This window comes from Arthrobacter sp. zg-Y895, assembly GCF_020731025.1.
GTDB lineage: Bacteria > Actinomycetota > Actinomycetes > Actinomycetales > Micrococcaceae > Arthrobacter_B.
The window spans coordinates 42,240-64,918 of sequence record NZ_JAJFZY010000003.1 but is presented as its reverse complement, the minus strand read 5'-3'; the positions used below and the strand labels follow the sequence as shown (position 1 = coordinate 64,918).

Below are 22,679 nucleotides of genomic sequence, written 5' to 3'. Positions count from 1 at the left end.
AGGAGGAACCCGTGGCGAAGGCAAAGTTCGAGCGGACTAAGCCGCACGTCAACATCGGCACCATTGGTCACGTTGACCATGGAAAGACGACGTTGACCGCTGCCATTTCGAAGGTGCTTGCTGACAAGTACCCTGATCTGAACGAAAAGCGCGATTTCGCTGCTATCGACTCTGCACCTGAAGAGCGCCAGCGCGGCATCACCATCAACATCTCGCACATCGAGTACCAGACCGAGAAGCGCCACTACGCACACGTAGACGCCCCCGGCCACGCTGACTACATCAAGAACATGATCACTGGTGCAGCTCAGATGGACGGCGCAATCCTCGTGGTTGCCGCTACCGACGGTCCGATGGCACAGACCCGCGAGCACGTCCTGCTCGCCCGCCAGGTTGGTGTTCCCTACCTGCTGGTCGCACTGAACAAGTCCGACATGGTTGACGACGAAGAACTGCTCGACCTCGTGGAAATGGAAGTTCGCGAACTGCTGAGCTCCCAGGACTTCGACGGCGACAACGCTCCCGTCGTCCGCGTTTCCGGCCTGAAGGCTCTCGAAGGCGACCCCAAGTGGGTTGCAGCCGTCGAAGAGCTCATGGAAGCCGTTGACAACAACGTGCCGGACCCCGTTCGCGACAAGGACAAGCCGTTCCTGATGCCGATCGAGGACGTCTTCACGATCACCGGTCGTGGAACCGTTGTCACGGGCCGCGCCGAGCGCGGTACCCTCGCCATCAACTCCGAGGTCGAGATCGTCGGCATCCGTCCGGTCCAGAAGACCACGGTTACCGGTATCGAGATGTTCCACAAGCAGCTTGACGAAGCATGGGCCGGCGAGAACTGTGGCCTGCTGCTCCGCGGTATCAAGCGCGAAGACGTAGAGCGTGGCCAGGTTGTCGTGAAGCCGGGTTCCATTACCCCGCACACCGACTTCGAAGCCAACGTCTACATCCTGTCCAAGGATGAAGGCGGACGCCACAACCCGTTCTACTCGAACTACCGCCCGCAGTTCTACTTCCGTACCACGGACGTAACCGGCGTCATCACCCTCCCCGAGGGCACTGAAATGGTTATGCCCGGCGATAATACTGAGATGACCGTTGAGCTCATCCAGCCGATCGCTATGGAAGAGGGCCTCGGCTTCGCTATCCGCGAAGGCGGCCGCACCGTTGGATCAGGCCGCGTCACCAAGATCATCAAGTAATTTGATGGTTTAGCCTGAACCTCATCGGTTCTTAGCAGGGCCCCGTTGCTTATGGCAGCGGGGCCCTGCTGCTTTTAAGCCATGGCCCGTCCTTCGGTTCATGCGGGTCGAGTAGGCGTGCCACGGCGGTGCCGGCCGCCAGCCCCTGTTCGAAGGCACGGACCGCGTTCAGGTCCGAGGCGTCCAGCGCGCCGCCGATCACCGTACCGGGCAAGCCCCGGGCGTCGAGCTGTAAGCGGAGCGGGTTGAACGGTACCTGTCCGGCAGCCAGGACGACGGCGTCAGCCGGCAGGAGCGCCGTCGTGCCGTCCGGGTTCCGGACCCGGAGGCCGAGGGGAGTGACTTCCAGCGGCGTGGTCCCCGCCAGGGCCCGGACGCCGGCAGCTCGGATTTCCTGCAGCACGGCCCACCGCGTGGACAGGCCGATGCCCTGGCCGATTCGGGCTCCCCGGCGCATTATCGTTACGTCCCGGGGACCGCCCGCGACGCCGGCATCCGCCAGCAGGTGTGCAAGGTCCACTGCAATGCCGCCGGCACCGACGATGACTACCCGGCGGCCCAGCGGTGCCGGGTCCGCGAAGGCCTGCCGGTAGTCCAGTACAGGGAGCAGGCCGGCGCCGGGCAGATGAACGGTCCGGGGCCGGACACCGGTGGCCAGCACCAGGTGTGCATAACCGGCCAGTTGCGCGGCTTCGGGGGCGGTGCCGGTCAGGACGCGGACGCCCAGCCGGGCCAGTTCATGGGTGAAGTAGCGGATTGTCTGCAGGAAGTCTGCCTTGCCCGGCACTTTGCCGGCCAGCCGGAACTGCCCGCCGATGGAGCTGTCCTGTTCATAAAGGTCCACGGGGAGTCCGGCCTGCGCCAGCGTTGCCGCTGCCTGCATCCCCGCCGGGCCGGCGCCCACCACGGCAACCCGTGCGGAGGCGCTCACGGGCCGCCGGGGTGGCCGCAGCGGGAGCGGAAATTCTGTTTCACGGCCGGCCCGCGGGTTGACCAGGCAGGAGACAGGTTCGGCGCCCAGCGAACGGTCGATGCAGGCCTCGTTGCAGGCTATGCAGGTGTTGACGAGGTCCGACTCTCCGCGCCGGGTCTTGGCCACGATCGCCGGGTCAGCGAGGAAGGGACGGGCCATCGAAACCAGGTCCGCGTGTCCGGCGGCCAGGGCCCGCTCTGCAAGCTCCAGCGAGTTGATCCGGTTGCCGGCGATGACCGGCACGGGCACTCCCGCAGCTGCCAGGTCCGCGCGGATCTGCCCTGCAATCTCCATCCAGCGGCCGTGCGGAACCATACCCTGCACGGACGGTACCTTGGACTCGTGCCAGCCGATGCCGATGTTGACGGCATCGGCCCCCTCCCGGGCCAGTGCCACCGCCAGGGCTGCCGATTCCTCCCGGGAGCTCGATCCGGCGACGAAGTCGGCGCCCGATGTCCGGTAGATGACCGGGTAGTCGGGCCCTACGGCGTCCCGGACCGCCTGCAGCACCGCCAGTGGAAAAGCCTGCCTGCGCTGCGGGTTCCCGCCCCAGCGGTCCTGTCGCATGTTGGTCAGGGGCGAGGCGAACTGGTTGATCAGGTACCCCTCGGAGCCCATGATTTCCACGGCGTCGAAGCCCAGGGCGCGGGCGGCAGCGGCACCCGCGGCGAAGTCCGCAAGTGTGTCTTCGATCTGCGCCGGCGTGAGTGCGCGGGGCAGCGTCCGTGAAAAGTCCGAATACACCTCCGACGGCGCGGCCGGACGCAGCCCGTATGTGCTCTCCCGGGCGTAGCGTCCCGCGTGGAACAGCTGAAGGGCAAGTCTGCCGCCCGCATCGTGCACCGCGTTGAGCATCGGGGAAACCCGAGCGGCGGCTTCCGGCTCATTGATCAGCAGGTAGATGGGCCCGCCGGCGCCGGCGCGGTTCACTGCCGCTCCGCCCGTGACGATCAGCCCGGCTCCGGCGGCCGCACGTTCCGCATAGAACGCGGCCAGGGCGCGGGGGTGATCCTCCCGGTTCAGGTGCATTGAACCCATGATGATCCGGTGGTCCAGACGCAGCGTCCCAATGGAAACGGGGGAGAAGACCCGGTCCAGCATGCCGGCGTCAGGGGCGGGCGGCGGGTGCCGCAGACGGATCGGGAGACGGATCGGGAGACGGATCGGGAATGGGCAGCGCGGCGTCGGACCTCGGTGCCTGGTCCCGGCGGAAGATACCGCGGGCAATCACGGTTTTCTGGATCTCGTTCGTTCCCTCTTCGAAGCGCTGCGCCCGCGCGTCGCGGTACACCCGCTCGATGGGCGCGGTTTTCCAGTAGCCGATGCCGCCGTGGACCTGAAGGGCCTTGTCGGTTACGCGGGTGAGCATATCGACGGCGGTCAGCTTGGCCATGGAGGACAGGGACCCGGCGTCGGGAGCGCCGTCCTGCCAGGCCGAAGCTGCGTGCAGGGTCAAAGCGCGGGCAGCCTCGATATCGGCGGCGTTTTCCGCCAGCGCAAAGGCGATGGCCTGCCGTGCGGCGAGCGGCTTCCCGAAGGTGGTGCGCTCCAGGGCATGGGCGACTGCGAGTTGCTGGGCGCGTTGGGCCAGCCCGACGCAGCTCATCGCCACGGAGATCCTGCTGGGGGTGAGGAAGCCGCCGAGGGCAACGGCGAGTCCGTCTCCCTCCGCTCCGAGGCGGTTGGCAACGGGGACGGGAGTATCCCTGAAAGCGAGGGAGGCATGGTCGGTGCCGCGGACCCCCATGGTCTGCGACGTGTCTTCCACTTCGACGCCGGGCGCATGCCGGTCCACCAGCAGCGCCACCGTTCCGCCGCTGCCGGAACTGCCCTCCAGTCGGGCAAAAAGCAGCCAGTAGTCGCAGCGCACACCGAAAGTGATCAGATGCTTGCGGCCGGTCAGGTAGTAGGTGTCGCAGACCCGCCGGACACTCGAGGTGATATCCGCTCCCGTGCCGTTGCCCGGTTCCGTCAGCGTGAAAGCAACCAGCAGCTCCCCTGCCACGGAGGGAAGGACGAATTTCCTTCGCTGCGCCTCGTCGGCATGCGGATTCATGGCCCGCCAGGTGCCGTTGACCACGTGCACGATCATGCGGACCGAAGCGTGTGAACGGGAGAAGACCTCCATCAGCCCCATCCACTGGACAAAGCTCAGCCCCCGGCCGCCCAGTTCCACAGGTGCCGCCAGGGAGAGGAAGCCGGCCTCGCGGAGTTCCTTCCACAGGGCATCGGGTGCGGTACCACTGGTTTCGATGCGGTCTGCCCATGCCTCGCCGGGGCCCTCGACCCACTCGGTAACGGAAGTGAGCAGGTCTCGGTATTCGGGGTCCGGGATACTGCTGCCCCGTCCGTCGGCTGCGATGGCTGCAGTGCTCACGGGCTGCTCCGATCCGGTGTGCCGGGCTCCGGCGGTCCGCCGCCGGCGGGAAAGCTGCGGGCCCTGTCCCGCAGCAGGAACTTCTGCACCTTGCCCACCGCATTGCGGGGGAGGGCGTCGACCAGTTCGAGGCGTTCGGGCCAGTAATGCCTGACGACGCGGTGCCCGTCGAGGAACGCGGTGAGATCCGCCAGCTGCGGGCGCATCCCCGCCACGGGAACGACAAAGGCGCAGGCCCGCTCGCCCAGCCGGTCATCGGGCATAGCGGCCACTGCTACGTCCCGTACGGCAGGATGCCGGTAGAGCAGCTGCTCGATCTCGGCCACCGGGATTTTCTCCCCTCCACGGTTGATGATGTCGCGAACCCGTCCGGTGATGCGCAGGTACCCGGCATCATCGAGGACGGCGGTGTCTCCCGTGCGGTACCAGCCGTCTTCGGTAAAGACTTCCTTGGTCAGGTCCGGACGGTCAAGGTACCCGTCAAAGACGGTGGGACTGAGAAGTTCGAAGTTACCTTCCACGCCGGGCGGCAGGAGGAGGCCGTCGTCGTCGACTATCCGGGTCCGCACACCCTCCAGGGCCCGCCCGTCGGTGCCCCACACTTTTACCGGTTCGTCCCCGGGCGATGCCAGGGTGGCCAGGCAGGTTTCAGTGGTTCCAAACGCACCGCAGATACCCGCGCCCAGGACGCGTGTGGCGCGCTCGGCGAGGTGCCGGGGGACGGCGGCGCCTGTCGCAACGAAGATACGCAGGCTGGGCGGAGCGGCGGTACCCGCGTCTACGGCGGCAACCAGGTCGGTGAGGAACGGGGTGGCTGCCTGGACGAAGGTGGCGCGCCATCCGCGCATGAGTTTCACGGCCCGTTCCGCGTCCCAGACCGGCTGCAGGATCTGCGGGCAGCCGAGGACGAACGAGAGCCACATTCCGTACAGGAAGCCTGTCTGGTGGGCCAGGGGTGACGGGATGAAGACGGCGTCATCACTGGTGAGGCCCAGATGCGCCGCTTCCATGGCCGCAGCGCGGCTAAGCGTTCCATGACGGTGCACCACACCCTTGGGCTCCCCGGAGGTGCCGGATGTGAAAAGCAACTGTGCAGCATCCCCGGCGGTTGGCACAGCACCGTGACGGAGCACAGCCGCAGGGCTAACGGGGCCCAGCAGCGCGTCCCAGTCGTGGAACCGCGGGCCGCCGGACACGGAGGGGAGGGGACGCCGCGGCTCGGCATTCCGCAGCACGAAAACATCCGCCACCTTGGGGGCGGGCACCGCATCGGCTCGGTCCGTGCGCTGCAGCAGCCCGGCCAGTTCCTCCGCCGGCCGGCGTCCGCGGAACTCCTCGACGGCAACGAAGACGCGGGCACCGGCCCGGTGCAGTGCCAGCGCCACCTCCCGTTCCCGGAAGATCGGCATCACGGGTGCGGCGACCGCGCCGAGGCGGAGGACAGCCACGGTGAGGACAACGAACTCGCTTCGGTTGGGGAGCTGGAAAGCCACCCGGTCGCCCGGCCGCACCCCCAGCTCCAGCAGTGCTGCGGCGACGCGGTCGGCCTGCGTGTCGAGTTCGGACCAGGTGAGGTGCCCCGATACCCGCGGGCCGCCGTCGACCACCGCTGTTTCGTTGGGGCGTTCCGCCGCCCAGCGCCGTACCCAGTCCGGACCCGTGACGGACGCTGCCGCCTCCACTGCGGCCGGTCCGGAAATGCTTCGGGAGCGGCTTCCGCGTGCGGTCCGGGCCGGCCGGCTGGGGCGGGGACGCCGGATCACGCCGTCCTCGACCTTCATGCGCAGCCCGAAAGCGGTCATGGCCGTCAGATATTCGGGGTAGGAAATGCGGTAGGCGTTGGGATAGGTGAGGGTGCTGCGTCCTTCTGCCGCGGAGGCCGCCACGGCCAGGGACATCAGGACCCGGTGGTCATTAAAAGAGGAGAGATCGGCCCCGTCCAAGCTGCCGACTCCGCGGACCACCAAGGTAGAACCCTCCACGGTGAGGTCCGCGCCCATGGAGTTCAGCTGCAGCATGGCGGCCACCCGATCGGACTCCTTCATCCGCACATGGTCGATGTTGCGGAAAACGCTCCGCCCCCTGGCGAGGCACGCCATCACGGACAGCACCGGAAGCATGTCCGGGACGCGGCGGCAGTCGACGTCCACGGGTTGCAGGTCCAGGCCCTGATGGCGGACCCTCACCGCGTCGGTTGCCTGGTCGTAGTCCATGGGCACACCCATCTGCGCGGCCAGGTCCAGGAAGTCAGCTTCGGGATGGTCGGATCCGGTTGAGGAGGTGGCACTGAGCCCGGTAAGGGAAATATCTGCCGGATGCAGGGCCGCCGCCGCGAATCCGAAGGCCGCCGATCCGATATCCGGGGGGAGCCGCAGGTCCGCGGGGACTGCCTGCTGGTCCGCCGGGATCCGGAAGCGCCTGAGGTCCTCGGAGGCCTCCACCTGCAATCCGAACCGCGCCATCATGGCGAGGGTCAGTTCCACATAGCTGGTTTCATTCTGCAGGCCCTCCACCACCACGGTGGTTTCGGAGCGGGCAAACGGTGCCAGCAGCAGCAGTCCCGAAATCCACTGCGAGAGGGTTCCGGAGATATGGACTTCACCGCCGCGCGGCCGCCCGTGGGCAACCTGCAGGGGAGGGCAGTCGTCGCTCGAGGCGATGTCGACGCCCATCTCGCGGAGGGCAGCCAGCAAGGCACCGATGGGACGGCGCTGGAAGTATTTCTGTCCGGTGACGACGACGTCGCGTGTCCCCAGCGAGGCGAGTCCGGCCATGAAGTACAACGTGGTTCCGGAGCTGCCGGCGGAGACAACGGCACGCCGTGGACGGTACGGCCCGCCGTGGACAATAAAGGTGTCATCCTGCACCTCTATTCCGGTACCGAGCTGGCGGAGCGCGGCCACCGTGTACTGCACGTGGCGGGCATCGGTCAGCCCGGAAATGCGGCTCGTGCCCGGAGCAAGGGAAGCCAGTATCAGCGCCCGGTGGGCGTGGTATTTGGAATTGGGAACCTGCACCGAACCGGAGATGCCGGAGTGCGTTCCGAGGACCGAAAGATACATGGCCGCAAGGCCCTTTCCGTTCGTCTGGGCGCCTTCCCCCTGGCTCCTCGTGCGCCGACGCTACCAGTTGGTTATCCGGGCCGGAACAGCCCTTGCCTCAGATCGGCAGCCTGGGGCGCATTTCCGCCGGGGACCGCTGTGCCGCCTTCAGGGTCCGGACCGCGGTCCGGCGGCCTTGGCCGCGCGCATGCGGGAACTGTTCCTGCACAGGGCGCCCGGGTGCGGCCGGCACGGAATAGATACACACACCGGGGTCGAACAGATAACGGGTTGTGAGGTGCGGCACCCTAGGATGGTCTCCAGTCGAACTTGAACCGGAAGGTAGCAGTTTCATGGGGGTCTTTCTCTTATTCCTGGCCGCAGCCGCAGCCAGTTTCGCCGTCGGGCGGGCGGTAGGTAAAAAAGCCGCCCGACCCGTGGACGGCCAGGGCCGGCCGCTGCCGCCGCCGGCCCAAATCTATGAGGACGGCTACCGGGCGGGATTCAACGACGCAGCAGTGCGGTTCCGGCCACCCGCGACCGTCCACGTTCCAGAGGGCTCTGCAGCTTCGGGTGCTGCCGCCGTCGCACCGGCTCCGGCTGCACCTGCCCCCGGTGCTCCTGCCGCACCTGCCCCCGGTGCTCCTGCCGCACCTGCCGCCGCTGCAGCGGCCCCCGCTCCAGCCCCGGCACCCACTGCTTCGTATGTCACTTCCTACGCTGTTCCCTCGTCTCCGTCCCACTCTCGGTCAGCAGCTGTGCCCCCTCCCGGCGAGCCGGCCGGCCACCCGTCCACCGTCGCCCCCGTGCCCGCCGCCCCGAACCGGAACGTTCCCGTCCCGCCCAGGCCGGCTCCGCCCAGGCCGGCTCCGCCCAGGCCGGCTCCGCCGGTCAAGACCGAAGCCGAGCTGAAGGAAGAAAAACGCCGCCGGGACCTGCGCAATATCAACATCACGCTCTACTCCGCCAGCCTCCTCCTGGTGGCTGCCGCGGCATTGTTCATCGGGCTCGCCATCCCGGCAGAGGCCCGCTTCTTCGGAGTTGTCGCTGTCACGGCCCTGTTCTACGTTTCAGGACTGGTCATCCATGCCCGGAGCGCCCGCCTTCGACCGGCAGCCGTAGCATTTACGGGTACGGGCCTTGCCTTGATCCCCGTGGTCGGACTCGCCCTGTTCAATTTCGTGCTTCCGGACGGCCCGGCAGCCTGGCTTGTTACCTCGGTGGTTGGAACCGCGGCGTTTGCCTACGCCGCTGCAAAGATTGAAAGCCGGGTAGTCACCTATCTCGCCTTGACGTTCCTGCTGTCCTCGGGCCTGGCTTCCGGAGCGGCACTGCGCTGGGGAATCGTCTGGTACTTCCTCTTCACCGTCATTCTCGCCACCCTGATCAGCCTCGCGGCGATCCGGCGTCCGGGTTGGCTGAACAATCTCTATGTGGATGCATTTGTCCGCTCCCACCGCTATCTGGTTCCGGCTACAGCCATCGCCTCCGTCCAGATCTCCGGCCAGCTGAGCGCGGCGCAGTTGGGGATCCTCTTCCTCGCATTCGCCCTCTACTACGCAGTAATGCTTTGGCAGGGCCCCGCCCGCCACCAGCTCGTCAACAGCTACGGGCTGCGGGCCGCCGGCACCGTGGGACTTACGTCCCTGTTCTATTCCTTTACGGACAGCACCCAGCTGACGTTGCTCGCTTTCGCGGTGCAGGTTGCGGTCCAGACGGCAGGGGTCCTGGCGCGCCGCCCCATGTACGGGGCCGCGGCCCTACTGCAGGTGGCTGCCAAGAGCACCGGGCTGCCTTTGGACCGGGAGAGCGACGAGCGTCCCCGCCCGGAGGCCGGCGCTGACTCAACAGGGGATTCCGCTCCGCTGGGAACGGCAGCGGGACAGGGCGAAAAGGCCGTGCCACTGTCGGCACCACCGGCACCGCCGGCACCGTCATCTCCCGCCGCGTTCACGCCCGCCCCGGCATCCGATTCCGTGGCTGCAGCGGCGGCAACCGTCAGCCTCAAGAAACCGGCGGTCGCCCCCGAAGAGGCTGCGCGCAGGTTCTTCCGCGTCGATGTGGCCGCCCTGCTGGTTCTGCAGGCGTGCACCGCACTGGCAGCCGGACTCTGGCACGTGGTTCGCGAGTGGGAGTCTTCGGGCAGTTCCGCTGCCTTCGCCGGAACCGCCGTCGTGGTCCTTGTGACGTATCTGGCCGCGGCATGGAAACTGGGCGGGCGCCTTGAGTATGCCGTCCTGGTGCCGGCCGCCCTCGCCTTCGTGCCCAACACGCTGATGCCCGGTGACGCACTGTGGCCGGGTGTCCTGTCCACCGCAGTCCTCGCTGGGTATCTGGTGGTCCGTGCGGTGCGGGGCGGCGCGGCGGAACGCCTGGTATTCGTCCTCGCCGCACGTGCTGCGGCCATCCTGCTGGTGGCCCTGACTGTCCTTGCATCCCTTGCCGGAATACCCGGTGTGAATGCCGGAGCCTGGGCCCTCGCCACCGCGGTGCTCGCACTGACGGCCAACCAGGCCGTGTCAGTTGTCCGTACCCGGCGCGCAAAACCCGAACGCTTCCCGGGTGCCGCCATCACCGCTGCGGCTGCTGCCGCAGCGGTCCTGACCCTGCTGCTCCGCTTCCAGGAATCGCCGGGGCTGGTGTTGACCTTGCTCGGCCTGTGGACCGTTGTGGCCGGAAACGTTTTGACATCCACGCTCCGGCCCGGCGGAAGGTACCTCATTGCTGCGCCGGCCGGTTTCGCCGCTGCCGCACTTATGGGTGCGGGCGTCCTGGGCGTCAGGGGCTACGAACTGCTTGCAGCCGCTGCTCTTTGCTACTGTGCCGTCCTGGCCTGGAAGCTGGCACCCAGGACGCACCGGACCTACTACCTGGCGGCAGGACAGACCCAGCTGACTGCGTTGTCTGCCCTGATTGCCGCAGACCTCGGAGCCGGGGTGCACGGGATCTTCATTGCCATGGCGGTCTGCCTGGCTGCCCAGCACCTCCTGCGGGTTCTCCTGGACCGGAAACTCCGCGGGCTCGGACTCTCCCAGACACTCCTGTGGGCAACCGTCACCGTGCTGGCGGTGCTGCCCCCGCTCTATTACCTCCTCACCTACACGGCGGCACGTTCGGAGACCGGTGTCGTCCTGCTGCTCATCGGTGTCGGGTCCGCGGTCCTTACCCAGGGTGCCTACACACTTGCGGCGACGGGACGGACGCGCTTCGGTGAACGCGGCGCGGCCGGTACCGGTTTGCCGGAGCCAGCTGCCGCAGCTTCCAGCGTGACCGCCGGCGTTACCGGCCGTATGAGGGTCTCCGGCACCAAGGCTTCTGTCGGTACCAAGGCTTCTATCGGCGCTGCCGCTGCAGCAGGACTGGTGCTGCTGCTGGAGATCGGAGTACGGGCGGCGGAAGGCAACGGAGCAGTTGCCACCGTGGCCGTCCTCGCAGCGGCGCTTGCTGTCAACGTGTTTACGGCGCTGATGCTCCGCCGCAGCTGGCCGGCTCTGACTGCACCCGCCGGCTTCACCGCAGCCGCCGTCGTCGGCGCGGGAGTCCTGGGGATCAGGGGGTACGAGATCCTCGTGCTGGCAGCCCTTGCCTACTGCAGTTACCTCGTTTTGGGACGCAGCAATCCCCTCCGTGGTGCCTATCTCCTGGCTGCCCACATCCTGGCGGTTGTCCTGGCCGGGCTGGCGGCGGCCGACCTGACCGGGGACGTGCACCAGGTCTTCGCTGCCGTGGCCGTCGGCATTGCTGTCGGACAGGTGCTGCGGACCGTCTTTGCAGGGCTGCTGGAACCCCTGGGGCTTGCATCGTGGGCGCGGTGGGGCGGCCTGGCGGCATCAACAGGAGTTCCGCTGGCATATATCGGACTGCAGGGGCCGGCAGCGCAAAGCGGCATGCTGATGTTCCTTGTCCTCTGCGCCGCCGGCGTGGCAGTGTTCAGCCAATTGGCCGCCGTCGTCCGGGTACGGAGGGGAAGGCCGCTGAAATTTGCTGCCGAGTTCCTCTGCGCCGCCGCACTGGTGGCGCTGCTGGCTACTGCCGCATCCCGCGGGGTCGAGGGCCACGGGACCGGCTGGACCTTGGCGTTGCTCTGGACCGCGCTGGCCGCAAACGCAGCCACATCGCTCTTGCTTCCCGATCGGTATGAAGCAGCGGCGCTGGCAGGATTCGCCGCTGCAGCGGCCGTAGGTGCCGGAGTGCTGGGGCTGCGCGGCTACGAACTGCTGGTGCTGGCAGCGCTGGCCTACTCTGCGTACCTTGCACTGAAGCGCTCGGAACCCAACCGCGGTCTCTATCTCCTCGGCGTGCAGGGCCTCCTGGTGGTCCAGACGGTGCTCGTAGCTGCCGACCTCGGCGTCGGCATGCATGGTCTGTACATTGCCGGGGCAATGGCGCTGGCAATACAGCAATTGATCCGTACCCTGCTGCATCGCCGGCTCGACGCGCATGGATACTCGGAAACGTCGCAGTGGCTGAGCATCGCCTTGCTGGCCCTGCTTCCGATCCCCTACGGATTCCTTGCCGGAACGGCAATCCAACGGGACGTCGTCGCTCTGCACCTGTTCCTGCTGCTCATCACGGCCGCGGCGGCGTTCACCCGGCGCCGGGCGGAGGGTCACCCGAGATCAGCCTGGGTTGTTTATCCCGCCGCGTACGCTTTGGGTGCGCTTGGGCTGGTCCTCGCCAACCTGCTGGAGTTCAGCAGCCGGGGGGCAATTCCGGAACCGCTGCTCGCAACCGGCGCAGCAGGATCGATTCTGCTCATCCTCGCAGCGGCGGCATTGTGCGGGGAAGCGCGCCGGTCCCTCGACGAGCCCACCCGTACGGTACTGCTGGCAGCTGCCATCGGCTATACCGCTACGGTCCTTGCGGTCAGCCCGGCCGCAGATAGCCGATTCCTGCCGGCTGCTGCCTTCGTCCTGGGTGCAGCGATCTTCCTGGTTGTTTCCTCTACCCGCAGCCTTACCTGGCTGGCCGTGGGGACGCCGGTCCTGCTCACCGTAGGAATGCTGTTCCTGTTCCGGGGACTCTTCGACACTGTCCTGGCCGGCAGCTGGGACACCGGCTTCGCTTCGCTGCTGCCGCTCTGGGTGACCGCAGCCGTTCTCCAAGCGATCCGCCTCCTTACCCCCGCCCGTCCGGTCGAAGCGTCCTTGCCCGGTGGCGCGGCGGCCCGCATTTCGCCCTCGCAGCTCCGCAGGCGCATCCTGGGTTCGGCCTCGGCTCTTATCCCGGCTCTGGCCGCCATACCGGCGATGGCCCCCGACTCGTCAGCCGCAGCCGGTGCACTGACCGTGGTTGCTGCGTTGGCGCTGGCCCTCCTGGAGGTTCCAGCCCGGTTCCGGGAGCCGGCCGTGCAGGCCGCCGTACTGGTGACTGCACTCGCAGTGCAGCGGATGGGCTGGCTCGTCCTGGGCAACGTCAACGGATTCTGGTCCCTGCAGTACTGGGCCACTGTCCTGGCCGGATTGGCGGCTTACGAGTTCCTTCGCAAACGTGACCAGAGGGGCACCGCGGTCCTGGTGGTTTCGGCTGTCATTCTTTCCGCCAGCGGTCTGTCCACGGTCATCTTCGGTGGAGGCGGAAAACAGCTCTGGGCGCTGGTGGCACATGCCGGGCTCCTTGCCTTCGGCCTCCTGGCAAGCAGAAGGCTGTTCACCCTGTGGGGCGCGGCGGGTGTGGTGCTGGCGGTGCTTTGGTACCTGCGCGGTTACACGTTCCTGCTCTTGGCCCTGCTGGGTATCGGGCTGATCGCCCTGGCCGTCTGGCGGCTCACCCGCGTGCGGACCGATGACCCGGGGACTCCACCTGTTCAAACTACGCAGGGGACCCCACCGGCCATTCCGGTGCCGGTGCCTTCGCCGGCGAGTACGTCACCCGGCAACATGCCGCCGGTGTCGGCGCCCTGGTACGGGCCGATGGATGGGGCAAACGGATCCGCTGCGCCGGGTTCGGCAGCGGGGTTCACTCCGCCGGGTTCGGCGCCCGGGTTTGCTCCGCCGGCGCCACCGGCGTCGGTGTACCCGGCGCAGGGGAGTGCCCCGGCGGGCTCCGGCCCCGCCACCACCGGCGGTGCCGATGGAGTCGGGCCTGCACCGGGCGGCAACACCGGACCCGGAACGGACGCACACGGTCCGGGCCGCAGGCAGGGCCAGGAAGAGGACCGCACGCACTGACGTCCCGGCGGATCCTGGACGCGTGCAGCGCAGGGGAGAGGCTGTTCTCCGGCCCGGCCCGGGCCGGAGACGGCGGGGATGGATCAGCAACGATCCCGTGCAAGGCGCAGACCGCCGCGCGCAGACCAGGGAGGAGCCCCGTGCCGCTGACGCCGGGCCATGGCTCCGCTAGGCTCGGAACATGGAATTCCTTATCCTTCTGGTGATCGTGGCCGCAGTGGTGGCAGGTGTCGGGTGGTCCCGTAAGCGGTTCCGCCCGGAAATCGAACGGGCCAAGCGCATCCGCCGGTCCAACCGGGACGGCCGCGCCTGACTTTCGAAAGTGCCGCCGGCTGTGCGTTAGACTGGTGGAAGTTAACACGCTGCCCGTTTAGGGGTTTACCCCGGGAGCAGCGTGCACGGACTTGGGCGGACCGGCGTCGGGACCCTGGAGGGAGACCTCCGGAGACAGATGCCTGATTAGCCATCTGTGCCCGAGTCTGGCAGACTAGAGAAGTTGTTCAAGCGCTTTTGTGCCCACACGCGCCCATGTTCCTGCGAACAGCAGGGGCCAGGCAGTGGTGAGATTTCGTCCCGGTCAGGATAATGCCTGATGCAGGGTCGGATCCTTCAGGGAAAGAGCCCATATATAACCCGCCCCTAATCTTGCTCGGCGTCGTTGGCCTCAACACCGCGACACGCCCGAGCGCGGGGGTCGGAGCCTCGGCAGGGTGAGGAACCCGGAATTATCCGGATTCAGTCTGTTGGAGGGGCGCCAGGCCGTAAGGCAGTTCGGTGCAAAAACTGTACAGAGAGCATTACTCGAAGAAAGAGGCACGACGCCATGGCGGGACAAAAAATCCGCATCCGGCTGAAGTCGTATGACCACGAGGTCATTGACGTATCAGCACGGAAGATCGTTGAGACGGTCACGCGTGCAGGCGCAACGGTAGTAGGCCCTGTGCCGCTGCCCACGGAAAAGAACGTTTACGTTGTTATCCGTTCGCCGCACAAGTACAAGGACAGCCGCGAGCACTTTGAAATGCGCACGCACAAGCGCCTGATCGACATCATTGACCCCACGCCTAAGGCCGTTGACTCGCTCATGCGTCTCGACCTGCCTGCCGACGTGAACATCGAAATCAAGCTGTAGGGGGGGAGCGGATACTTATGTCTACTTCACTTACACGCCAGGTAAAGGGACTGCTGGGCACCAAGCTCGGCATGACCCAGGTTTGGGACGAGAACAACAAGCTCATCCCCGTAACCGTCGTCCAGGCTGACTCCAACGTCATCACGCAGCTGCGCAACGCGGAAAAGGACGGCTACACCGCCGTTCAGATCGGCTACGGCCAGATCGACCCGCGCAAGGTGACCAAGCCGCTGGCCGGCCACTTTGAAAAGGCCGGCGTTACGCCGCGCCGCCACGTAGTTGAACTGCGTACCGCCGATGCCGACACTTACGAGCTGGGCCAGGAACTCTCCGTTGAGATGTTCGCAGCCGGCCAGAAGGTCGACGTCACCGGAACCTCCAAGGGTAAGGGCTTTGCCGGTGTCATGAAGCGTCACGGCTTCCATGGCGTTGGTGCCTCCCACGGTGCACACAAGAACCACCGTAAGCCGGGTTCCATCGGTGGCGCATCCACCCCGGGCCGCGTCTTCAAGGGCGTTCGGATGGCGGGCCGCATGGGCGGCGTCCGTCACACCACCATGAACCTCACGGTTCACGGTGTGGACGCCGAGAAGTCGCTCCTGCTGATCAAGGGTGCCGTTCCCGGCGCCCGCGGCCAGGTCGTCCTCGTACGCTCTGCCGTGAAGGGAGATTAGTCTCATGGCTAACGAAACCACTGTTGAATTCCCCGCAGAGATCTTCGACGTTCAGACGAACGTACCGCTGCTCCACCAGGTGGTAGTTGCTCAGCTTGCAGCCGCCCGCCAGGGTACGCACAAGACGAAGACGCGTGCCGAGGTAAGCGGCGCAGGCCGCAAGCCGTTCAAGCAGAAGGGCACCGGCCGGGCTCGTCAGGGCTCCATCCGTGCTCCTCACATGACCGGCGGCGGCGTAGTCCACGGACCGACGCCCCGCGATTACAGCCAGCGCACCCCCAAGAAGATGAAGGCTGCTGCACTGCGCGGCGCCCTGTCGGACCGGGCACGCAACGGCCGTATCCACGTCCTCGAATCCCTGGTTGAAGGCACCAAGCCTTCCACCAAGGACGCACTGAGCGCCCTGCGTTCGGTTTCCGACCGCAAGAACCTGCTCGTTGTTATCGAGCGCGCCAACGATGTTGCCGCACTTTCCGTGCGCAACGTTCCGGCTGTTCACGTGATCTACGTAGATCAGCTGAACACCTATGACGTGCTTGTTGCCGACGACGTGGTCTTCACCAAGGCTGCCTACGACGAGTTCGTCGGCAAGAACACAGTCAAGGAGGACGCCAAGTGAGCGCGACCACCGCTAAGGATCCGCGCGACGTAGTGCTTGCACCCGTCGTCTCGGAAAAGAGCTACGGCCTGATCGACGAAGGTAAGTACACCTTCCTGGTCGACCCCCGCTCCAACAAGACCGAGATCAAGCTGGCCGTGGAGAAAATCTTCTCCGTCAAGGTCGACTCGATCAACACCATCAACCGTGCCGGTAAGCGTAAGCGCACCAAGTTCGGATGGGGACAGCGCAAGAACACCAAGCGCGCCATTGTCACCCTCAAGGACGGCACAATCGACATCTTCGGCGGTCCGCTCAGCTAGGGCGGAGACCACTTTAACGAGGAATAAATAATGGGAATCCGTAAATACAAGCCGACTACCCCGGGCCGTCGCGGCTCGAGCGTAGCCGACTTCACCGAAATCACGCGGTCGACGCCGGAAAAGTCGTTGGTACGTCCGCTGCCCAAAAAGGGCGGCCGTAACAACACCGGTAAGATCACGACCAGGCACAAGGGTGGTGGACACAAGCGTCAGTACCGTCTGATCGACTTCCGCCGCCACGACAAGGACGGCGTCAACGCTCGCGTTGCCGAGATCGAATACGATCCGAACCGTACCGCCCGCATTGCCCTGCTGCACTACGTTGATGGCACCAAGCGTTACATCATTGCTCCGAACAAGCTCAAGCAGGGCGACTTCGTAGAGGCCGGCGCCGGCGCTGATATCAAGCCCGGCAACAACCTGCCCCTGCGCAACATCCCCGTGGGTACCACCATCCACGCCGTTGAACTTCGTCCGGGCGGCGGTGCCAAGATGGCCCGCTCCGCCGGTGCATCCGTTCAGCTCGTTGCCAAGGAAGGCCGCTTCGCCCAGCTGCGTCTGCCCTCCGGCGAAATCCGCAACGTTGATGTGCGCTGCCGCGCCACGATCGGCGAGGTCGGCAACGCCGAGCAGTCGAACATCAACTGGGGCAAGGCCGGCCGTATGCGCTGGAAGGGCGTACGCCCGACCGTCCGTGGTGTCGCCATGAACCCGGTCGATCACCCGCACGGTGGTGGTGAAGGTAAGACCTCCGGTGGACGCCACCCGGTCAACCCGAACGGTAAGCGCGAAGGCCGTACCCGCCGTCCCAATAAAGAGAGCGACAACCTCATTGTGCGTCGCCGTCGTTCCGGCAAGAACAAGCGATAGGAGCCTGGAAACATGCCACGCAGCCTGAAGAAAGGCCCCTTCGTCGACCAGCACCTGTTTCTCAAGGTAGCGGCCGAAAACGAAAAGGGCACCAAGAACGTCATCAAGACGTGGTCCCGCCGTTCGATGATCATCCCCGACATGCTCGGGCACACGATCGCCGTACACGACGGACGTAAGCACATTCCGGTGTTTGTCACCGAGTCGATGGTCGGGCACAAGCTCGGCGAATTCGCTCTGACGCGGACATTCCGCGGCCATGTGAAGGACGACCGCAAGGGCAAGCGCCGCTAGGCGCTGCTCTTTCGGCAGAAGACGAGAGAAGGAAAGCAATGGAAGCCAAGGCAATTGCGCGTCATATCCGCGTAACGCCTATGAAGGCCCGGCGCGTCGTCAACCTTGTTCGTGGCAAGCAAGCGAATGAGGCTCTGGCAATTCTGAAGTTTGCCCCCCAGGCAGCTTCGGAGCCGGTACTTAAGGTAATTCAGTCGGCTATGGCCAATGCACGTGTCCTCGCGGACCGTGACGGCGTGGCCTTCGACGAGGGTGACCTCTTCGTCAGCGAAGCATTCGTTGATGAAGGACCCACCATGAAGCGGTTCCAGCCGCGGGCCCAGGGCCGCGCCTACCGCATCAACAAGCGGACCAGCCACGTCACCGTGGTAGTCGCAACCCCTACGATCGAGGAGGAACGCTAAGTGGGACAGAAGGTAAACCCGCACGGGTTCCGACTCGGCATCACCACTGACCACGTATCGCACTGGTTTGCTGACAGCAACAAGCCGGGCCAGCGTTACAAGGACTTCGTCCGCGAGGACATCAAGATCCGTCAGCTGATGTCCACCGGCATGGACCGCGCCGGCATCGCCAAGGTTGAGATCGAGCGCACCCGTGACCGTGTTCGTGTGGATATCCACACTGCACGTCCGGGCATCGTGATCGGCCGCCGCGGCGCCGAAGCGGACCGCATCCGCGGCGAGCTCGAAAAGCTCACCGGCAAGCAGGTCCAGCTGAACATCCTCGAGGTCAAGAACCCCGAGATGGAAGCACAGCTTGTTGCCCAGGGTGTTGCTGAGCAGCTCTCTTCCCGCGTGGCTTTCCGCCGTGCGATGAAGAAGGCCATCCAGTCCGCACAGCGTGCAGGCGCCAAGGGTATCCGTATCCAGTGCTCCGGCCGTCTGGGCGGCGCTGAAATGAGCCGTTCCGAGTTCTACCGCGAAGGCCGCGTGCCCCTGCACACCCTCCGCGCGCAGATCGACTACGGTTTCTTCGAAGCCAAGACCACCTTCGGCCGCATCGGCGTAAAGGTCTGGATCTACAAGGGCGACGTTACCGCTAAGGAACTGGCTGCACAGCAGGCTGCTGCACCGTCCCGCGGACGCTCCAACGACCGTCCGGGCCGCGGCCCGGCCGACCGCGGTGACCGTGGCGGCGACCGCCGTCGTCGTCCCGAGCGCGGCGACAAAGCCGCCGCGCCTGCTGCTGCAGAGGCTCCGGCCGCTGAGGCAGCTGCCCCCGCAGCAGAAGGAGGACAGGCTTAAATGCTCATCCCACGTCGAGTCAAATACCGTAAGCAGCACCACCCGGGTCGCTCCGGCGCTGCAACCGGCGGCACTGCCGTCAGCTTCGGCGAGTGGGGTATCCAGGCTCTGACGCCTGCATACGTCACCAACCGCCAGATTGAAGCTGCGCGTATTGCCATGACACGCCACATCAAGCGCGGCGGTAAGGTCTGGATCAACATCTACCCGGACCGTCCGCTGACGAAGAAGCCTGCTGAAACCCGTATGGGTTCCGGTAAGGGTTCTCCGGAGTGGTGGGTTGCAAACGTCAAGCCGGGCCGGGTTCTGTTCGAACTCTCCGGTGTTTCCGAAGAGGTAGCTCGTGAGGCCCTGCGCCTGGCGATCCATAAGCTGCCGTTGAAGGCACGCATTGTGCGTCGCGAGGGTGGTGAATAGAAATGGCAGTTGGATCAAAAGAGCTGACAACCGAGCAGCTGGACGGCTTCGATAAGGACCGTCTCGTAGAAGAACTGCGCAAGGCCAAGGAGGAGCTGTTCAACCTCCGCTTCCAGTCGGCTACCGGCCAGCTGGAAAACCACGGTCGTCTGCGTGCAGTGAAGCGCGATATCGCCCGCATCTACACGGTGCTGCGTGAGCGCGAGCTGGGCATTCGTCCCGAGGTTGTCGCTCCCGTTGAGGAAGCAGCACCCGAGGCACCGAAGAAGTCAAAGAAGAAGGCTGACAAGTCTGAAGCTGAAGCCAAGGTCGCTGAGGATGATGCCAAGTGAGCGAAAACAAGAATGAGGCAGCAGTGACAACTGACGCAAACGGCGCCGATGCCCGCGGGTACCGGAAGACCGCACGCGGCTACGTGGTCTCGGACAAGATGGATAAGACCATCGTTGTCCAGGTTGAAGACCGCGTGAAGCACGCCCTTTACGGCAAGGTTATTCGCCGGACCGAGAAGCGCAAGGCACATGACGAGCAGAACGCTGCCGGCATTGGTGACCTCGTGCTGATCGCCGAGACCCGGCCGCTGTCCGCTACCAAGCGGTGGCGCCTGGTCGAGATCCTCGAAAAGGCCAAGTAACCTAGTAGTAAGAAGTACCGGCCGGCCCGCCGGTGTGTTCCCCGCGACAAGCGGAGAACACGCCGGCACCGTCCAAAGCGTGAGGGCCCCGGCCGCGTTATCATCTTCGATTTCGCTTCCGGGGCCTTTTCGCGATAAACTTGAAATCTTGTCTGTGTGGTGCGGAAGTGTGTCCGGAATCCGGTCTCGAATCGGGGCTCCGGTACGCACTTCCTCACCGCCGAATGAGACAAAAGCCCGATAATCTTGTTCGACGCCGCGTAAGGCGGCTGCACTGGCGTGCGGCCGGCCCGCCCGGCGTTGAGTACCAGTATTACGGGGTCCACCCATATCCGTTCCGCAAGGCTCATTTCGAGAACCGGCGCGACGACAGGAGTAATAAGTGATTCAGCAGGAGTCGCGACTGAAGGTCGCCGACAACACGGGTGCCAAGGAAATCTTGACCATCCGCGTTCTCGGTGGATCCGGCCGTCGCTACGCAGGCATTGGCGACACCATTGTTGCCACCGTCAAGGATGCAATTCCCGGCGGCAACGTCAAAAAGGGCGACGTGGTCAAGGCCGTCATCGTCCGTACCAAGAAGGAACGCCGCCGCCAGGACGGTTCCTACATCAAGTTCGATGAGAACGCTGCAGTGATCTTGAAGAATGACGGCGACCCCCGCGGTACCCGTATCTTCGGGCCCGTTGGCCGCGAACTTCGCGACAAGAAGTTCATGAAGATCATTTCGCTGGCTCCGGAGGTGCTGTAGTCCATGGCAAAAATCAAGAAGGGTGACCTCGTTCAGGTCATCACCGGTGCTAAGGCTGAGCGCGGCGGAGACCGCGGCAAGCAGGGCAAGGTTCTGAAGGTCTTCCCCGAGAGCAACCGCATCCTCGTTGAAGGCATCAACCGCGTCACCAAGCACACCAAGGTTGGCCAGTCCTCCCGCGGTTCCAAGACCGGCGGCATCGAGGTTGTTGAAGCCCCGATCCACGTTTCCAACGTCGCCATTGTCGACCCGGAGACCAAGAAGCCGACCCGCGTTGGCTTCCGCACTGAAACCGTCGAAAAAGATGGCCGTGAGCGCACTGTGCGTATCCGCGTGGCCAAGGGCTCTGGGAAGGACCTCTAATGACTGAGACTGTCACCAAGATCGTTCCCCGTCTGAAGACCCGCTACGCAGCGGAGATCAAGCAGACCCTGCAGGACGAATTCAACTACTCGAACGTCAACCAGGTTCCCCGCCTCGTCAAGGTGGTTGTGAACATGGGTGTTGGAGATGCCGCTAAGGACTCCAAGCTCATTGACGGTGCGGTACGCGACCTCACCCAGATCACGGGCCAGAAGCCCCAGGTCACCAAGGCACGCAAGTCCATCGCTCAGTTCAAGCTGCGCGAAGGCATGCCGATCGGTACGCACGTTACGCTGCGTGGCGACCGCATGTGGGAATTCGTGGACCGCTTGGTCACCCTGGCACTGCCCCGTATCCGTGACTTCCGCGGCCTGAACGGCAAGCAGTTCGACGGCAACGGCAACTACACGTTCGGTCTGACCGAGCAGTCGATGTTCCACGAAATCGATCAGGACAAGATCGACCGCGTACGCGGCATGGACATCACCGTGGTTACCACCGCAAAGACCGATGACGAGGGACGCGCGCTGCTGAAGGCGCTCGGCTTCCCGTTCAAATCCGAAGATTAATTACTACGTAACAGGTCCGACGGAGATCCGTGAGGCGACGCCGCACGGGGATCCTGCAGGAAACCGTTACGAGGGAGGGCAAGAGCCCAAATGACAATGACAGATCCTGTCGCAGATATGCTCACGCGTCTGCGCAATGCAAACTCGGCATACCACGATTCCGTGTCCATGCCTTACAGCAAGCTCAAGGCGCGCGTTGCTGACATCCTGAAGGCCGAAGGCTACATCGCCGGCTGGAAGGAAGAAGAGGCCGAGGTCGGCAAGAAGCTGACCCTGGATCTCAAGTTCGGTCCGAACCGCGAGCGTTCCATCGCCGGCGTTCGCCGCATCTCCAAGCCCGGTCTGCGCGTTTACGCGAAGTCCACCAACCTGCCGCACGTGCTGGGTGGTCTGGGTATCGCAATCCTGTCGACGTCGTCAGGTCTCCTGACCGACCGCCAGGCCGCCAAGAAGGGCGTAGGTGGGGAAGTCCTCGCCTACGTCTGGTAGCAGGGAAGGGAAAGAAAAATGTCACGTATTGGACGTCTGCCCATCCCGGTTCCTGCCGGAGTAGATATCGCCATCAACGGCAACGTTGTATCCGTCAAGGGCGCCAAGGGCGAGCTGAGCCACACTGTGCCCAGCCCGATCACGGCAACGCTTGAAGACGGCACCATCACCGTTACCCGCCCGAACGACGAGCGTGAATCCCGTTCCCTCCACGGCCTGACCCGCACGCTGATCGCCAACATGATCACCGGCGTGACCGAGGGCTACAAGAAGGATCTGGAAATCGTTGGTACCGGTTACCGCGTAGTCGCGAAGGGTGCGGACCTCGAGTTCGCCCTGGGCTACAGCCACCCGGTCCCCGTCGCGGCCCCCGAAGGCATCACGCTTACCGTGGTCGCCCCGACGAAGGTCACCGTGTCCGGTATCGACAAGCAGCAGGTGGGCGAGGTTTCCGCCAACATCCGCAAGCTGCGTAAGCCCGACCCGTACAAGGGCAAGGGTATTCGTTACGCCGGCGAGATTGTCCGCCGCAAGGTCGGAAAGGCTGGTAAGTAA

22 protein-coding genes are annotated in these 22,679 nt (G+C 65.2%); 19 read left to right on the top strand and 3 right to left on the bottom strand.

Features of this window, described 5'->3' with window-relative positions:
- Positions 1-11: 11 nt before the first annotated feature.
- Positions 12-1,202 carry an elongation factor Tu gene (gene tuf / locus LJ760_RS01985; protein WP_227918747.1) on the top strand — a complete coding sequence of 397 codons (1,191 nt, stop codon included), beginning with the start codon at positions 12-14 and terminating at the stop codon, positions 1,200-1,202.
- 49 nt (positions 1,203-1,251) lie between these two features.
- Here the strand turns inward: tuf and LJ760_RS01980 are convergent, their stop codons facing one another.
- From LJ760_RS01980 to aroA, 3 genes are read right to left on the bottom strand one after another with little or no spacing between them, the layout of a single operon-like run.
- Complete coding sequence (locus LJ760_RS01980) at positions 1,252-3,276, bottom strand: oxidoreductase (RefSeq protein WP_227918746.1); 2,025 nt, start codon at positions 3,274-3,276, stop codon at positions 1,252-1,254.
- A gap of 7 nt (positions 3,277-3,283) precedes the next feature.
- Positions 3,284-4,552, bottom strand: a complete 1,269-nt coding sequence (locus tag LJ760_RS01975) for an acyl-CoA dehydrogenase family protein (RefSeq protein ID WP_227918745.1) — start codon at positions 4,550-4,552, stop codon at positions 3,284-3,286.
- Entirely contained in the window at positions 4,549-7,614 is a 3,066-nt protein-coding gene (aroA, locus tag LJ760_RS01970; RefSeq protein WP_227918743.1) for a 3-phosphoshikimate 1-carboxyvinyltransferase, read from the bottom strand. The genes LJ760_RS01975 and aroA overlap by 4 nt, the downstream gene beginning before the upstream one ends.
- A 332-nt stretch (positions 7,615-7,946) precedes the next feature.
- On the opposite strand from aroA, the gene LJ760_RS01965 reads away from it, so the two are divergent.
- The 18 genes from LJ760_RS01965 to rplF all read left to right on the top strand — a co-directional run bounded on the left by LJ760_RS01965 (position 7,947) and on the right by rplF (position 22,679).
- Positions 7,947-13,763, top strand: a complete 5,817-nt coding sequence (locus tag LJ760_RS01965; protein ID WP_227918741.1) for a hypothetical protein — start codon at positions 7,947-7,949, stop codon at positions 13,761-13,763.
- A 181-nt stretch (positions 13,764-13,944) separates the two neighbouring features.
- Positions 13,945-14,076 (top strand): hypothetical protein, encoded by a 132-nt coding sequence (locus LJ760_RS17375; protein ID WP_257793638.1) that lies wholly within the window; start codon positions 13,945-13,947, stop codon positions 14,074-14,076.
- Positions 14,077-14,586: 510 nt separating this feature from the next.
- The gene (gene rpsJ / locus LJ760_RS01960; protein WP_146361073.1) at positions 14,587-14,895 is read left to right on the top strand and encodes a 30S ribosomal protein S10; all 309 of its coding nucleotides are present in this window, start codon (positions 14,587-14,589) and stop codon (positions 14,893-14,895) included.
- A gap of 17 nt (positions 14,896-14,912) precedes the next feature.
- Entirely contained in the window at positions 14,913-15,569 is a 657-nt protein-coding gene (rplC, locus tag LJ760_RS01955; RefSeq protein ID WP_227918739.1) for a 50S ribosomal protein L3, read from the top strand.
- Positions 15,570-15,573: 4 nt separating this feature from the next.
- Positions 15,574-16,188 carry a 50S ribosomal protein L4 gene (gene rplD, locus LJ760_RS01950; protein WP_227918737.1) on the top strand — a complete coding sequence of 205 codons (615 nt, stop codon included), beginning with the start codon at positions 15,574-15,576 and terminating at the stop codon, positions 16,186-16,188.
- Complete coding sequence (rplW, locus tag LJ760_RS01945) at positions 16,185-16,490, top strand: 50S ribosomal protein L23 (RefSeq protein ID WP_104052736.1); 306 nt, start codon at positions 16,185-16,187, stop codon at positions 16,488-16,490. The genes rplD and rplW overlap by 4 nt, the downstream gene beginning before the upstream one ends.
- Before the next feature lie 30 nt (positions 16,491-16,520).
- Positions 16,521-17,360 (top strand): 50S ribosomal protein L2, encoded by an 840-nt coding sequence (gene rplB, locus LJ760_RS01940; RefSeq protein ID WP_146361090.1) that lies wholly within the window; start codon positions 16,521-16,523, stop codon positions 17,358-17,360.
- A 12-nt stretch (positions 17,361-17,372) separates the two neighbouring features.
- Entirely contained in the window at positions 17,373-17,654 is a 282-nt protein-coding gene (gene rpsS / locus LJ760_RS01935) for a 30S ribosomal protein S19 (protein ID WP_104052734.1), read from the top strand.
- A 38-nt stretch (positions 17,655-17,692) separates the two neighbouring features.
- Positions 17,693-18,058, top strand: coding sequence for a 50S ribosomal protein L22 (rplV, locus tag LJ760_RS01930; protein ID WP_227918735.1), 366 nt, complete (start codon positions 17,693-17,695; stop codon positions 18,056-18,058).
- Positions 18,059-18,901: a 30S ribosomal protein S3 gene (gene rpsC / locus LJ760_RS01925; RefSeq protein WP_227918732.1), complete on the top strand. Its 843-nt coding sequence runs from the start codon at positions 18,059-18,061 to the stop codon at positions 18,899-18,901. It begins immediately after the preceding gene.
- Positions 18,902-19,318: a 50S ribosomal protein L16 gene (gene rplP, locus LJ760_RS01920; protein ID WP_055239353.1), complete on the top strand. Its 417-nt coding sequence runs from the start codon at positions 18,902-18,904 to the stop codon at positions 19,316-19,318.
- A gap of 2 nt (positions 19,319-19,320) precedes the next feature.
- Positions 19,321-19,650, top strand: a complete 330-nt coding sequence (gene rpmC, locus LJ760_RS17370; protein ID WP_146361098.1) for a 50S ribosomal protein L29 — start codon at positions 19,321-19,323, stop codon at positions 19,648-19,650.
- A complete protein-coding gene (gene rpsQ / locus LJ760_RS01910) occupies positions 19,647-19,952 on the top strand; it encodes a 30S ribosomal protein S17 (protein ID WP_279326965.1) in 306 nt (101 codons plus the stop codon). The genes rpmC and rpsQ overlap by 4 nt, the downstream gene beginning before the upstream one ends.
- A gap of 382 nt (positions 19,953-20,334) precedes the next feature.
- A complete protein-coding gene (gene rplN, locus LJ760_RS01905; protein ID WP_055239356.1) occupies positions 20,335-20,703 on the top strand; it encodes a 50S ribosomal protein L14 in 369 nt (122 codons plus the stop codon).
- Between the two features lie 3 nt (positions 20,704-20,706).
- Positions 20,707-21,066 (top strand): 50S ribosomal protein L24, encoded by a 360-nt coding sequence (gene rplX, locus LJ760_RS01900; RefSeq protein WP_227918730.1) that lies wholly within the window; start codon positions 20,707-20,709, stop codon positions 21,064-21,066.
- Entirely contained in the window at positions 21,066-21,635 is a 570-nt protein-coding gene (gene rplE, locus LJ760_RS01895) for a 50S ribosomal protein L5 (protein WP_227918727.1), read from the top strand. The genes rplX and rplE overlap by 1 nt, the downstream gene beginning before the upstream one ends.
- A gap of 90 nt (positions 21,636-21,725) precedes the next feature.
- Entirely contained in the window at positions 21,726-22,124 is a 399-nt protein-coding gene (gene rpsH / locus LJ760_RS01890) for a 30S ribosomal protein S8 (protein WP_146361106.1), read from the top strand.
- A gap of 18 nt (positions 22,125-22,142) precedes the next feature.
- Complete coding sequence (gene rplF, locus LJ760_RS01885; RefSeq protein WP_227918724.1) at positions 22,143-22,679, top strand: 50S ribosomal protein L6; 537 nt, start codon at positions 22,143-22,145, stop codon at positions 22,677-22,679.

Coding starts and splice junctions, on each gene's coding strand:
- rpsJ (WP_146361073.1), top strand. CDS start 14,587: ATGGCGGGACAAAAAATCCGCATCCGGCTGAAGTCGTATGACCACGAG.
- rpsH (WP_146361106.1), top strand. CDS start 21,726: ATGACAATGACAGATCCTGTCGCAGATATGCTCACGCGTCTGCGCAAT.
- aroA (WP_227918743.1), bottom strand. CDS start 7,614: ATGTATCTTTCGGTCCTCGGAACGCACTCCGGCATCTCCGGTTCGGTG.
- LJ760_RS01965 (WP_227918741.1), top strand. CDS start 7,947: ATGGGGGTCTTTCTCTTATTCCTGGCCGCAGCCGCAGCCAGTTTCGCC.
- rplF (WP_227918724.1), top strand. CDS start 22,143: ATGTCACGTATTGGACGTCTGCCCATCCCGGTTCCTGCCGGAGTAGAT.
- rplE (WP_227918727.1), top strand. CDS start 21,066: ATGACTGAGACTGTCACCAAGATCGTTCCCCGTCTGAAGACCCGCTAC.
- rplC (WP_227918739.1), top strand. CDS start 14,913: ATGTCTACTTCACTTACACGCCAGGTAAAGGGACTGCTGGGCACCAAG.
- rpsS (WP_104052734.1), top strand. CDS start 17,373: ATGCCACGCAGCCTGAAGAAAGGCCCCTTCGTCGACCAGCACCTGTTT.
- rpmC (WP_146361098.1), top strand. CDS start 19,321: ATGGCAGTTGGATCAAAAGAGCTGACAACCGAGCAGCTGGACGGCTTC.
- LJ760_RS01980 (WP_227918746.1), bottom strand. CDS start 3,276: ATGCTGGACCGGGTCTTCTCCCCCGTTTCCATTGGGACGCTGCGTCTG.
- rplX (WP_227918730.1), top strand. CDS start 20,707: ATGGCAAAAATCAAGAAGGGTGACCTCGTTCAGGTCATCACCGGTGCT.
- rplV (WP_227918735.1), top strand. CDS start 17,693: ATGGAAGCCAAGGCAATTGCGCGTCATATCCGCGTAACGCCTATGAAG.
- rplB (WP_146361090.1), top strand. CDS start 16,521: ATGGGAATCCGTAAATACAAGCCGACTACCCCGGGCCGTCGCGGCTCG.
- rplD (WP_227918737.1), top strand. CDS start 15,574: ATGGCTAACGAAACCACTGTTGAATTCCCCGCAGAGATCTTCGACGTT.
- rplP (WP_055239353.1), top strand. CDS start 18,902: ATGCTCATCCCACGTCGAGTCAAATACCGTAAGCAGCACCACCCGGGT.
- LJ760_RS17375 (WP_257793638.1), top strand. CDS start 13,945: ATGGAATTCCTTATCCTTCTGGTGATCGTGGCCGCAGTGGTGGCAGGT.